This is a genomic window from Gemella haemolysans, assembly GCF_901873445.1.
GTDB lineage: Bacteria > Bacillota > Bacilli > Staphylococcales > Gemellaceae > Gemella > Gemella haemolysans_C.
Genome location: NZ_CABFLN010000069.1, coordinates 37694 through 51755 on the forward strand (window position 1 = coordinate 37694; position 14062 = coordinate 51755).

Here is a 14062-nt window from a genome sequence, read left to right on the forward strand (position 1 = left end):
AACATATTCTGTAATATGCTACAATAACAAAAACAGGATAAATACTCTTATTATCCTGTTTTTTATTATATATTATACTATTCACTAGTACCAGAAGTTCCAGTTGTACTCGATTCGACCGGTGACGCAACAGTTGGAGTCGCAGTATTATTTGGCGCTACTTGCGGGCTAGAATTAGTCGTTGGATTATTTTGTACTCTTGGAGGGGTATAATTAACAGTTCCTCTTGCTCTTTGTGTTGCAGGAACCTCGACAACCTCAGTATGTTGTGCCTGTTCATTAGTACTATTATTAGTTGTAGGAGTTTGAGTCACTTCCGTAGTCGAAAGATTTGTTTTAATTAGCTGAGAAATCTCACTAAACTCCTCATCTTTTTCAAAAATAGTTTCTTTTTCTTTTTCTACTAGAGTTTGTAACTCACTAAGTTCTTTTTTAACGCTATCAATTTTTTCTGAATTATTTTTATCATCATTATTTATTGTTAATGAAGAAATTTTATCTTTTAAATTACTTTGAAGTTTCTCTCTCATTTCTTTAACTAATTTATTATAATCACTAGTTAGTTTATCTTTATTTTCTTTTTCAATATCTTCTTTATTACTTAAAAGAGATTTTAAGATTTCTATTTTTTTATTTAAGTCATTTTCTTTATTAAAGTTAGAAGAAGATTCTTTAATGATCTTATCAAATTTAGATTCATCTTTCTTAGTTTGTGTAACTTTTGGTTTAATATTATTTAATGCTTTTTGCTTTTGATACGCATAAGCTGATAATCCAATAACTGCTAATAGTACAACTATTAGTAAACCAAGCAATACCTTATTGTTCTTTCTCAATTTATTATACCTCACTTAATATATTTTTTAGTTTACATAATATATTTTATGTAAACATTATTCGTGATCTTCAGCATATTCCTTTTCTAGAAATACTTTTCTAGGTTTACTTCCATCTACAGGTCCAATATATCCGTCTTCCTCAAGCATATCAATTATTCTAGCAGCTCTATTATAGCCAATTTTAAATCTTCTTTGTAACAATGAAGCTGAAGCTTTTTGAGTTTTAGCAATAAATAATAATACTTCTTTGTATAACGGATCTACATCATCACTTGAAGAGCCTCCACCTTGTGAACTTACTTCACTTGGTGTCATATTGGGATCATATTGAGCCTCTGATTGGCTTTTAACATAATCAACTACTTTTTCAACTTCCTCATCTGAAAGGAAAGCCCCTTGAATACGTACAGGTTTACTTGAATCAGCTGATAGATAAAGCATATCCCCTTTCCCAAGTAATGTTTCAGCACCAGATTTATCTAATATCGTTCTCGAGTCAATACTTGAACTTACTGCAAATGCAATCCTTGACGGTATATTAGTTTTTATAACTCCTGTTATAACATCAACAGATGGTCTTTGTGTAGCTATTATCATATGTATTCCAGCAGCACGAGCTTTTTGAGCTATACGAGCTATCGATTCCTCTACTTCTTTAGAGGATACCATCATTAAGTCTGCTAACTCATCAATAATTACTACTATATACGGTAATTCTTTATAATCTGGATCTTTTGCAGCTATTTTATTATAACCTTCCATATTTCTTACACGAGCTCGCGCAAACTCTCTATATCTGTTTTCCATTTCTAAAACTACTTTATGTAATACATCTGCAGCTTTTATCGGATCTGTTACAACTGACGTTAATAAATGTGGAATTCCATCGTATATAGATAATTCTACCATTTTAGGATCTATCATTATTAGTTTCACTTTATCAGGTTTGTTTTTTAATAATATACTTGTAATAATTGTATTTACACAAACAGACTTACCACTACCTGTAGAACCAGCTATTAGCAAGTGTGGTGTTTTATCAATTCTTGTGAAAATTGATTCACCTGATACATCTTTTCCTAATGCGACTGATAATGGGGAATTATCTTCATCATTTACAAATACTTCCTTCATCGTCACTAATTCATTTACAGTATTTGGAATTTCAATACCAATTAGAGATTTACCAGGAATAGGTGCTTCTATACGAACATCTTTAGCTGCAAGATTTAGTGCTATATCATTACTTAAATTAACAATTTTGCTAACTTTTGTACCAGGAGTTGGTAATATTTGAAATTGCGTGATAGAAGGCCCTACTATAGCTTTAACAATTTTTACTTCAATTCCAAAGTTATTAAAAGTACTTTGTAAGATTTTGGATTTTCCGACAACATCACTTTTTGTAATGGTTTGTTTTTTAACTGGGCTATTAAGTAAAGTGATTGGAGGAAGCTGATAATTATCATATGATTCCTTTAATAGGTCTTCACTTAGTGGCTCTTCTTTATCTTTAATTGTAGTTATATCTTGAGCCTTACGTTGTTTTCTTGTTACTCGTTGAACTATCTCTTCTTCTGGTTCATTTTCTTCTTTGAATTCTCTGATATCAACTACTAAATCTTTATCTTTAATATTATTATATCTTTGTTCATTTGAATTTTTTTTATTATCAATCGCATAATCGTAGTTATCAAGTATTTCATCATCTAATTCATCATAATGCTCTTCAATATATTCATTCTTATCAAATGCATTACTAATGTGATGTCTTAATTTTAAAACCATAGTTCTATGATTTATATTAAAATATAAGAATATAGATGTAATAATTGCTGAAATAACTACTAATAAAGATCCATAGTATGATAATAAGTATATTAAAAATTTAACTGGATAGTAAGATATCAGTCCACCACCATATGTTGAAACTTTATTATTATTATTATATATATCTATAAAATTAATATATGTACCTTTAGTATTACCTACTAATATAAGTTGAAATAAGAAATCAATTAATACTAAAATAGTCACTACAATAACCGGTGTCTTGATTTTTTTATTCATAATATAATAAATTGGTGTAGCCACTATAATAATATAAAGTATATAGCTGAAACTACCAAACATATATTTAAAGAGAGAATCAAAAAATCTACCTATAAAGCCCATCTGCAAGACAGACAATATTACAATAAGAACAGAAACGACAAAATATAATCCTCTATAAGTCTCTTTAGTTAACACAGGAATAATACTTTTCGAAGGATTTTTCTTTTTCGTAGCTTTCTTACTAGATTTAGATGTTGTTTTTTTACTTTTACTATTTTTTTTAGTTGTTTTCATTTTTTTTGTACTCAATCTTCTCTCCTTTCTAGTCCTCATCCACATAAACTGCCTCAGTCGGACAATTAACTTGTGCTTCAAGAACCAAACTTCTATATTTTTCTGGAATTTCTTCTACCATTGTATTATCATCGATTACACAATATGCAATTCCATCTTCATCATAATCATATATATCGGGACAGATAGCATTACAATTTCCACACGCAATGCAATCTTCACGGATTATTCTAGTTTTCATTATTTTCTTCTTTCAAAAATTGAGAAAATTTCTCTAATGATTGTTTTCTGTGACTGATACTATTTTTTTGTTCAGGAGTTAACTCTGCAAATGTCTTGTTTAATGTTGGAACATAAAAGATTGGATCATATCCAAAACCATTATTACCACGTTTTTCAAAAATTATTTCTCCGTGGCATTCTCCTCTAAAAGTATTCTCCGTTCCATCTGGTTTTACAAGAGCGATAACAGAAACGAATTTTGCTTTTGATTTTTTTCCGTTTAGTTCGAATAGGACTTTCTCAATGTTTTTATCATCTGTTTGTTCCTTCGAGTATCTTGCTGAGTAAACACCTGGTCTACCACCTAAAAGCTCTACACTTAGTCCACTATCGTCTGCAATAGCTGTTTTCCCAGAAAATTGACTAATTGTACGTGCTTTAATTAGTGCATTTTCCTCAAAAGTTGTTCCATCTTCTATAATTTCCTGATTAAAATTAATATCTTTTAAAGTTAAAATTGTATAATCATCTAATATACTTTTAATTTCTTCAACTTTATGTTCATTGTTAGATGCTAATATTAGTTTTTTCATTATATTTCTCCTATATTTCGACGACTTCTGCAGTAATTTTTTTGTTTAGCCATTTAGAAGCTATATTATTAAAGTTTTCGCTAGCTTCAGAGATATAAAATTTATGTTCTTTTTTATTTAATTTTTTCTGATGTAATTTAGCGTAACCTAAAACTGTACTAACCTCACGGGCAGCTTCTCTTCCTGAAGAAATCACCTTAATACTACTACCATAGTATTCTTCTATATCTTTTTTTAATATTGGATAATGAGTACATCCTAAAACTACAGTATCTATACCTAAGGTACTCGTGTTATTTAATGATTCTTTTAGTATATTTTTTGTAGCTTCTTTATCTAAATTACCTTCTGATTCTATAAAAGGTACAAAAGCAGGACAAGCTTTGTCAAATACTAAAATATCAGAGTTTATATTTTCAATTTCAATATCATAAACTTTAGAATTTGCCGTGAATTTTGTTCCTAAAACTAGTACTTTATTATTTTCAGTAGCTTGAATTGCTCTTCTTGCTCCTGGTTGTACTACACCAATTATTGGAATATCGTATTTATCTTGAAGATAATCAAGAGCTGCAGCAGTTGCTGTATTACAAGCTAAAACTATCATTTTAACACCTTTATCAATTAAAAACTTCACAGCTCTATCCGTATATCTAATTATCTCTTCTTTAGTTTTATCACCATATGGGCAGTTTTTCACATCACCAAAATAATAAATAGTTTCATTAGGTAACTGTCTCATTATCTCTCTAGCAACAGTTAATCCCCCTACTCCACTATCAAATACGCCTATTGCGTTATTCATTTATAGCCTCTTTCTACTTGGAACCTAGTATTTCCTCAAGTTCTAGTATTTTTTTAAATGATTTCGTTTCAACTCCAATAAATTCTTTAAACAACATATTAAAAAATGAAAAGAGTCTGATTAAATCTTTACTTTCTATCTCTAAAGTTTCCAAAAAATCAATATTTTTAATTGATAGATAGTATGTGAGTTTTACAAGTCTATCATTTAGTCCATAAATACTATAATCCGTATTAAATTTATCAACAAAACTGTTTTTTTGAAAACTATACCCTACATACTCATAATCGGTTTTTTGATATTTAAACATAAAACCTTGTTCTTTCAAGATTTTTGCTAAAAAGTAGCTTGCAACTAACTTTTCAGATACATCTTCTTCAATATTATTTAAACAAAGTTTTAATAGTTTGTAAATATTAAATGAGTTATCATTAATCAAATATGTATATTCCAACATATTTGAAACATAACTATGCTTTAATACATCATAAACTATATTCGTATAGGTATTTTCAACTTCTAAAGTTGTTATTTTATTCATACCATTTGTAGGGAAAAAGTTAATACTTACTTCGTATGGTGTACTAACTTTTATTTTCTTTTTACTTTTATGTACATTTTCATAAAAAAAACTTTCTATATATCCTTGCTCAGTCAAAACTTGCAAAATTTCATGGTAATCTTTATAGCGTATTTTTTTTATTATAATACCATTTATATAATTTCTACTAGTCAAAGATATCATCCCTATAACCTAAATCACGAATTTGATTTGGTTTTGATCTCCAATTATCAATAACTTTTACCCACAGCTCTAAGAATACTTTTTCACCTAGAAGAACTTCAATATCCTTTCTTGCCCTTGAACCAATTTCTTTAATCATTTTACCTTGTTTACCAATAATCATACCTTTTTGAGATTTTCTCTCGACAACTATAGTAGCAATGATATTTTTTTTCTTTCCTGGTTGTTTTTCAATTCTATCGATAACAACAGCAATAGAATGTGGAATTTCTTGTTCTGTTAATTGCAATACCTTTTCTCTAATGAATTCAGAAATTACAAAGTACTCAGGTGAATCAGTTATTACATCGTCTGGATACATTTTGAAACTTGGTTGCAAGTATTTTTTAGTTGTATTTAGTAAATTCTCAACATTAATTGATTTAAGCGCTGAAATTGGTACTATTTCGACAAAATCATATAAATCTTTATAAAATTCTATAATCTGAATTAATTGTTCAGGTGAAATTAAGTCAATTTTGTTAATTAATAAAAATGTAGGTACTTTTAATTCTTTGACAATATTTATTAAATGTTGATCTCCAGGTCCAAACTTCTCGCTTGCATTAATGATTAAGTAAACTATTTCTGATTCTTGAATTGCACTACTTGCAAGTTTCATCATATAGTCGCCTAATCTATGCTTAGGTTTGTGAATACCGGGAGTATCAATAAAAACAATTTGTGAATCATTATCAGTATAAACACCATTTATAATATTACGAGTTGTTTGTGGTTTATCTGACATAATTGCAATTTTTTGTTGTAAAATATTATTTAACAATGTCGATTTACCAGCATTAGGCCTACCTATAATTGTGACAAATCCTGTTTTAATTTGTTCTTCAAACATGCTTATCTCCTTAAACCAAATTTTTCTAAAATTTCATCTTGTTTTCCAAACATTTCTTTTTCATCTTGTTCTGTCATATGATCATAACCAAGAAGATGTAGAAATCCATGAACTGCAAGGAAACCAATCTCTCTATCGAAGCTATGCTCATATTCTTTTGCTTGTTCGTGAGCAATATCTACACAAATAATAACGTCACCGATGGAATTTAGTTCATCTTCAAGTCCGATAATATCAATTTCATCCTCTACTTCATCATTTAACGCAAAAGAAATAACATCAGTAGGAACATCTTTTCCTCTATAATCACGATTAATCTCTTGTATTTCTTCTTTGCTTACGAAAGATAATGACATCTCAGTAATCTCAGTATTAACATTTTCATACTCCGCAGCACATTCTAACAATTTTAATAACATATCTTTAGTGCTATCTTCTACTAAGTTATTATCATCTATAATATCAACAAATGTCATGTTGTTCTCCTTTATAATTTTAATACAATGGGGATAATTTGTGATATTCTCGCAAAACTTCCCCAAACTTACTATTTTAGTTTATTGAAATTCTGTTGTCTTAAAGCTTCATAAATAATTAATGCAGCAGTATTTGATAAATTTAATGAACGAACATTTTCACTCATAGGTATACGTAATGCTTGCTCACTATATTTTTCTCGGAATTCTTTAGGCAATCCTTTAGTTTCTCTTCCAAAGATAAAATATATTTCTTCATCATCAACATTAGAGAAATCAAAATCACAATAATTCTTTGAACCAAATTTAGTAATAAGATAATAATGTTTATCATTAGTCGCTTCAAGAAATTCATCAAAGCTATCCCAAACAACTAAATCTAAATGTTCCCAATAATCTAAACCAGCACGTTTAACATGTTTATCATCAATAGAAAAACCTAAAGGTCTAATTAAATGCAATCTTGTATTGGTACCAACACATGTACGTGCGATATTACCTGTATTAGCTGGTATCTCTGGTTGAAATAAAACTATATTATTCATAATTTATTAAAATGGAAGTTTGCCACCAAACATTCTTCCTAGACCCTTTCTCTTAGATTTGTCATTCATAAGTCCACCAAACTGTTTCATCATTTTTCTCATTTCTTCGAATTGTTTAATTAACTTATGCACCTCATTAATTGGTCTACCGCTACCTTGTGCAATTCGTTTTCTTCGTGGTACATTAATTATATCTGGATTTTGTCTTTCTTCAATAGTCATAGACTTGATGATAGCTTCAATATAAACAAATTGCTTTTCATCAACAGCATCTAAATTCATATTTTTAAGTTTACTCATTCCAGGAATCATACCTAGTATGTCTTTTAAACTACCAAGTTTTTTCACTTGCTCAAGTTGTGTCAAAAAGTCCTCGAAGGTAAAACTTTGATTTAGGATTTTTTCCTGCATTTTTTTAGCTTCATCTTCATCGATAGAAGCTTGCGCTTTTTCTATTAAAGTAAGCACATCACCCATACCTAAAATACGAGAAGCCATACGCTCTGGATGGAATATCTCTAGGTCATTCATCTTTTCACCCATACCAACTAACTTAATTGGTTTACCTGTGATAGATTTAATAGATAATGCCGCTCCACCACGTGTATCACCGTCAAGTTTTGTAAGTACTAATCCAGTGATATCTAGTTGTTCATCAAATGAACTTGCAATATTAACAGCTTCTTGTCCAATCATTGCATCTATTACAAGTAAGATTTCATCTGGAGTGGTTGCTGCTTTAATATCTTTTAACTCATCCATTAATAATTCATCGATATGAAGACGTCCAGCAGTATCGATAATTACATAGTTAAAGTAATTTTCTTTAGCAAATGCTAATCCTTCTTTAACAATATCTACAGGATCTTTATCAACATAAAAAACTTCTATATCAAGTTGTTTACCTAAAGTTTTTAATTGTTGAACTGCTGCTGGTCTATAAACGTCAGCTGCAATAAGAAGCGGTTTTTTCTTCATAGTTTTTTTAACTTTAAGAGCTAATTTACCTGCTGTAGTCGTTTTCCCAGCCCCTTGAAGACCAACCATCATTACAGTAGTAATTTTTCCCCCTTGGTTAAGTTCAACGTTAGACCCACCTAATAGTTCAACAAGTTCTTCATTAACAATTTTAACAATTTGTTGAGCAGGAGTTAATGATTTCATAACTTCAGTTCCTACTGCTCTTTCACTAATTTTTTTAACAAATTCTTTTACAACTTTAAAGTTAACATCGGCTTCTAATAATGCCAACCTAACTTCTCTCATCATTTCCTTAACATCAGCTTCAGAAACTTTACCTTTTCCTGTAAGTTTTGCTATTGTATTTTGTAATCTTTCTGATAGATTTTCAAATGCCATACAAGATTCTCCTAATTTTCTAATTTTATCAATTCATCAACATATGTTAATACTTCTGCATCATTTGTTGATTTTTTTATTTCATTTAGTAAAAACAATCTCTGATTGTTTAATTTAATTAAATTTAACTTTTCTTCAAACTGTTCCAATTCTAGTACTGTTCTTTTAATATTATTTGATACAGCTTGTTTTGAAATATTATAATTTTCCGATATCTCTGTAAGTGATAAATCATTAAAATAATAATCATTTAAATATTGTTTTTGTTTATCACTAAGTAAATCAGAGTAAAAATCATAGAGTTGTGAAATTTTTATAACTTGTTCTATTTCCACAATCTTCCTCCAGTCTTTAAATATAAATCTACATCCTTACATTATACGATAAAATCGCTATTTTTTCAAATTTTTATCATATTTATAAACAAATAAAATCAACTTGTAAAGCAATTTCTACAAGTTGATTTTTTAAAATTTAAAAAGTTAAATATCTATAGTGTCTACATAAAATCTATAGCCGAGTTATCTATAGTTATAGTTATTTTTTCTTTTGAAAATGATTCTGCAAAATAATTGTTAATATATTTTAAAAGTGGATGTAATTTACTATATTCTTTATCGTTATATCTTATCGCTAAATTATACTTAAACTCATTATTAACCTTATAAAATAAACTCTTATTAGGACCAAGAATAGATGAATTTTCCAATTTTTTATTGATAAAATTATATATCATCTTAGCAACCTGTTCTGTCTTTAATTCATCGTATCCTTTAATGGTAATAAAAGAAATTCTACAGAATGGTGGATAATCAATAAGTTTACGACGACCTATTTCATACTTATAAAATTTTTCATAACTATGTTCTATTGCATAGTCAATAATATTACTTGCAATATTTGATTGAAAAACAACTTCTCCTTCTTTTTCACTTCTTCCCGCTCTTCCAGCTGTTTGAACAAGTAATTGGAATAATTTTTCATTCGCTTTAAAACTTGGAACTGCGATCATACTATCAATCGATAGTACTCCTACTAAAGTAATATTAGGAAAATCTAGTCCTTTTGATATCATTTGAGTCCCTAAAAGAATGTCAGACTTGTGTTTTTTAAAATCAGTTAAGAGCTTTTCATAAGCTCCTTTACGACTAGTAGTATCAGAATCCATTCTAGTTATTCTAACATTAGGAATATGTTGCATTAAAAATTCTTCCACCTTTTGAATTCCATAATTCCCTGAAACTAATTCAGGACTAGAACAACATTTTTTTATACTTGAAATTTTCTTATGAAATCCACAAAAATGACAGCGTAATGAGTTATCATGTTTATGGTAATTTAAACTTATATCACAATTTTCACATTTATATAAATGTCCACAAGAAAAACAACGAATAAAATTAGTGTACCCTCTCTTATTCATCAATAATAATACTTGTTCATTTTTCTCAATTTTCCCTCTAATTTTTTCAAGTAATGAATTTGCTATAACCTGTTCCTTATCTTCAGTATGAACTACATTAATTTTAGGTAGTTTATTATTGAATCTATGAGTTAATGTTAGTAGATTATCAGGATTATATTTTTCAAAATTATAATATAAATCAACAGATGGTGTTGCACTAGCGTAAACTACTGTACATTTATTATAGATACCTCGTTTCTTGGCTATATCTTTAGCGTCATATCTAGGAGAATCTGTCTGTTTATAACTACTTTCGTGTTCTTCATCAATAATTATTATTCCTAGACTATTAAATGGTGCAAAAATTGCCGATCTTGTCCCCAGACAAATTTTAACTTTACCATCTCTAACTTTTTTCCATTCATTATATTTTTCTTTTGTATTCAATCTAGAATGGATAATCGCTATATTATCATTAAAAATACGTTTAAATTTCTTTTCAATTTGCGGTGTTAGAATTATTTCTGGAACAAGTACAATGGCATCTTTTCCACTTTTTAAAGCCGCTTCAACTAATTTAATATATATCTCCGTCTTTCCCGATCCTGTAACTCCATGAAGAAGATATTCATTAAATTTTCCACTACTATAATTTTTTACGATACTATCATAGATTACTTGTTGATATTCGCTTAATATAGTTTCATTATCTAAAGTTAACGTATTAATCTCTTCTTTCACTTCTTGTTTGATTATTTCTATTACGTTTAGTTCTAATAATTTCCTTGTAACTGTAGATCCTATATTTAATATAGATTTAACATCAGATTTTTTTATTTTTTCATGTTTATTTAAATAATCAATAATTAACTGTTGCTTTTTGGTTAATTTAACATTTTTTTCATTACCTAAAATAAAAAATTCTTCTACAGTATTGTTATTAATTTCTTTAATTTTACTAATGAGTTTTATAGCTTTAAGTGAGATTAAATATCCTATTTGCTCAATAGTAAAATATTTTTCAAACACTTTCTTTTCAACTAGTTTATCTTTATCAAAGTATTTTACATAATCAAAAAGTAATGTAGTATTTGCATTAATTAACTCATAATATTCTACATATTTATTCTTTAAGCTTGCTGGAATTAAAGACTCTATAGCTTGGATTCTTGTACAGAATAATTCATCAGACATAACTTTTGATAAAAGCAGCATTTCTTTTGTTAAGATTGGGAAATCATCTTTAACTTTCTTAATACTTTTAAAGTTATTTTTATCATACTCTCCTATATATTCATTAATAATATTAATAATATATCCTTGTACTGTTCGAGAACCAAAAGGAACCTCTACTCTATAACCAACTAAATCTGTACTGGTAAACTCTTCAGGAATTAAATAGTAAAAACTTTGATCAACACTATGACTGTTTACATCTACTATTACTTCAGCATACATAATCTCACCTCACTTTCAATAAACTAATTTTACTTGATTATAATATCTACAATTTCTTTTGCAATATTCGCTTTACTAGCCTTATCAATTTTTATTATATTATTGAACTTATCAATAATACACACTTCATTATCTTCACTTCCAAATCCAATATCCTTTTTAGAAATATCATTAGCAACAATGTAATCTAAATTTTTCTTAACAATCTTTTCCCTAGCATATGCAATTAAATCATTTGTTTCAGCAGCAAAACCAACTACAATCTGATTTTCATTTTTATTTTCACCAACATACTTTAGAATATCTTGGGTTCTTTCAAATTCCATAGTTAGATTTCCATCTTGTTTTTTTACTTTTTTATCATAAACCTGCACAGGTGTATAATCAGATACTGCTGCAGCTTTAACTATATAATCACAATCTTTAAAGTTATTTTTTACCGCTTCAAACATATCATTAGTACTTATGATTTCAATAACCTTTATATCACGGCTAATAGAATCATTTTTCACACTAGTAACTAAAATTACTTCAGCACCTCTTTTTTTAAATTCATTTGCTATAGCTATCCCCATTTTTCCAGTTGATGGATTCGTTAAACATCTAAAAGGATCTATAAATTCTTTCGTTGGACCAGCAGTCACCAGTACTTTTTTTCCTTTTAAATCTAGTTCACTTTCAGCAAATACAGTTCCTTCTATTTTTTCAATCGAAGGGAATTTCCCTTTTCCTACATCGCCACATGCTAATAATCCACTGTCTGGTTCAACAAAATTAAAACCTAGTTTTAAAAGTCTACTTATGTTTTCTTGTATAACAGGATTATTATACATTACTGTATTCATCGCAGGAACAATATATACCTTTGTTATATCTTGAACTGCCAGCATCAAAGATGTAGCTAAATCATCTGCAATTCCACAAGCAAATTTTGAAATAATATTAGCTGTAGCAGGTGCTACAATAATTTTATCCGCCCATTTTGTTAAATCAATATGTTGAATCTCTTTTTCATCTAATTCATTAAAAGTACTTGTATATACTCTGTTTTTCGTCAATGTTTGAAAAGGTAATTCCGTAATGAATTTCTTTGCGTTTTCTGTTAAAACAACCTTAACATCATGTCCTTTTTTTACTAGCGAACTTGATAAATCAATCGATTTATATGCTGCAATCCCACCAGAAACTATTAGTAAAACATTCATGATATTCTCCTTATTTATTAATTATGTATTTTATTAATATAAATCATGATCTGCATGATTCGGTCCAAAAACAGCAGTTTCAAGTTTAGATAATCTTTTTAGTATATCTAGATTTGTAACTTGAACTGGTTTATCTTCACGACTAGCATTCTTTATTGCATCAATTTTTATTTTTAAATTTTGATTTTCAATTTCCAATTCTTTTAGACGAGTAAGCAGTTTATCAAGTTTCATATAATCTTCTATAATTAAATCTAAATAGTCATTTACATCTTCCTCACTATAACCTTTCACTCTTGTTTTTTTAAATTCTTTTTCATATATTTCTTTTGCTGTTAAATTTAGTTCAATACTCATCATCTAACTCCTTTTACTTAAATTCACTAAAATAAGAAACACAACTTACAAAATATAGTGGCGCTGTCTCAGCTCTTAATATTCTTTTTCCTAAACCAATTACATCAAATTCCCCATCTATTAAACTGTCAATCTCTTTTTCAGACAGTCCTCCTTCACTACCAAAAACAGCAATGACATCTTTATCATTTAAATCTGAAGTTAGTAATTTTTTAAGATTGATGTTATCTTCATTAACAGATTCTTTTTCATAAGCAACAACTTTATAATCGTAGTTCTCACTAAATTTAATTAAATCTCCTAAACTATCTACATAAGTTATATCAGGAATTATGTTCCTTTTTGATTGTTCTGCAGCTTCTTTTATAATTTTATTCCATCTATTTAATTTAGAATCCACTTTATCTTTTTTTATTTTTGCTATATTACGTTCTGAATTAAATAAAACAATATTACTTACTCCTAATTCAGTTATTTTTTGAATTAAATATTCAATTTTATCATTCTTTAAAGGTGGTATTGCTACTGTTATTTTAATGGGAAGCTCGTTACTACCATCTACCTGTTCATATGGTGTAATTAGAACCTTATCAACATTATTATCTATAATATTACAAATGTACTTTATTTCATTATTAAAGACAACATATACTTTATCATTAATTTTCTTTCTCATAATTCTCACAATATGATTACTATCATCTTTAGATAATTCATATGTTGAATCCACGCTTAATTCTTCATTTAAAAAATACTGTTGCATAATTTCTCCTAAACTTTTATCTTACATTTAATTTTACCCTATTCTTGTT

Annotated in this window: 15 protein-coding genes; all 15 read right to left on the reverse strand. The window is 28.2% G+C overall.

Annotation, left to right across the window (positions count from 1 at the left end):
* Positions 1 to 77: 77 nt before the first annotated feature.
* Entirely contained in the window at positions 78 to 836 is a 759-nt protein-coding gene (locus JX287_RS07955) for a hypothetical protein (RefSeq protein ID WP_204644352.1), read from the reverse strand.
* Positions 837 to 893: 57 nt separating this feature from the next.
* A complete protein-coding gene (locus JX287_RS07960) occupies positions 894 to 3014 on the reverse strand; it encodes a DNA translocase FtsK (RefSeq protein ID WP_204644384.1) in 2121 nt (706 codons plus the stop codon).
* A gap of 202 nt (positions 3015 to 3216) precedes the next feature.
* Positions 3217 to 3429 carry a ferredoxin gene (locus JX287_RS07965; protein ID WP_204644353.1) on the reverse strand — a complete coding sequence of 71 codons (213 nt, stop codon included), beginning with the start codon at positions 3427 to 3429 and terminating at the stop codon, positions 3217 to 3219.
* The gene (locus JX287_RS07970; RefSeq protein WP_204644354.1) at positions 3419 to 4003 is read right to left on the reverse strand and encodes an XTP/dITP diphosphatase; all 585 of its coding nucleotides are present in this window, start codon (positions 4001 to 4003) and stop codon (positions 3419 to 3421) included. Before JX287_RS07970 ends, JX287_RS07965 begins: the two co-directional genes overlap by 11 nt.
* A gap of 10 nt (positions 4004 to 4013) precedes the next feature.
* Complete coding sequence (gene racE, locus JX287_RS07975) at positions 4014 to 4808, reverse strand: glutamate racemase (protein WP_204644355.1); 795 nt, start codon at positions 4806 to 4808, stop codon at positions 4014 to 4016.
* Between the two features lie 13 nt (positions 4809 to 4821).
* Positions 4822 to 5553, reverse strand: coding sequence for a DNA repair protein RecO (gene recO, locus JX287_RS07980; protein ID WP_204644356.1), 732 nt, complete (start codon positions 5551 to 5553; stop codon positions 4822 to 4824).
* A complete protein-coding gene (era, locus tag JX287_RS07985; RefSeq protein WP_204644357.1) occupies positions 5537 to 6445 on the reverse strand; it encodes a GTPase Era in 909 nt (302 codons plus the stop codon). Before era ends, recO begins: the two co-directional genes overlap by 17 nt.
* Positions 6446 to 6447: 2 nt before the next feature.
* Positions 6448 to 6921, reverse strand: a complete 474-nt coding sequence (gene ybeY / locus JX287_RS07990) for an rRNA maturation RNase YbeY (RefSeq protein ID WP_204644358.1) — start codon at positions 6919 to 6921, stop codon at positions 6448 to 6450.
* 71 nt (positions 6922 to 6992) lie between these two features.
* Positions 6993 to 7469, reverse strand: a complete 477-nt coding sequence (gene trmL, locus JX287_RS07995) for a tRNA (uridine(34)/cytosine(34)/5-carboxymethylaminomethyluridine(34)-2'-O)-methyltransferase TrmL (protein ID WP_239650376.1) — start codon at positions 7467 to 7469, stop codon at positions 6993 to 6995.
* Between the two features lie 3 nt (positions 7470 to 7472).
* Complete coding sequence (gene ffh / locus JX287_RS08000) at positions 7473 to 8825, reverse strand: signal recognition particle protein (protein WP_204644360.1); 1353 nt, start codon at positions 8823 to 8825, stop codon at positions 7473 to 7475.
* 11 nt (positions 8826 to 8836) lie between these two features.
* A complete protein-coding gene (gene ylxM / locus JX287_RS08005; protein WP_204644361.1) occupies positions 8837 to 9160 on the reverse strand; it encodes a YlxM family DNA-binding protein in 324 nt (107 codons plus the stop codon).
* Positions 9161 to 9324: 164 nt separating this feature from the next.
* Positions 9325 to 11688 (reverse strand): replication restart helicase PriA, encoded by a 2364-nt coding sequence (gene priA, locus JX287_RS08010; RefSeq protein WP_204644362.1) that lies wholly within the window; start codon positions 11686 to 11688, stop codon positions 9325 to 9327.
* Between the two features lie 29 nt (positions 11689 to 11717).
* A complete protein-coding gene (gene coaBC, locus JX287_RS08015) occupies positions 11718 to 12893 on the reverse strand; it encodes a bifunctional phosphopantothenoylcysteine decarboxylase/phosphopantothenate--cysteine ligase CoaBC (RefSeq protein WP_430537386.1) in 1176 nt (391 codons plus the stop codon).
* A gap of 33 nt (positions 12894 to 12926) precedes the next feature.
* A complete protein-coding gene (locus tag JX287_RS08020; RefSeq protein WP_048802633.1) occupies positions 12927 to 13250 on the reverse strand; it encodes a DivIVA domain-containing protein in 324 nt (107 codons plus the stop codon).
* 13 nt (positions 13251 to 13263) lie between these two features.
* Entirely contained in the window at positions 13264 to 14013 is a 750-nt protein-coding gene (locus JX287_RS08025) for an RsmE family RNA methyltransferase (protein ID WP_204644363.1), read from the reverse strand.
* Positions 14014 to 14062 lie beyond the last annotated feature (49 nt).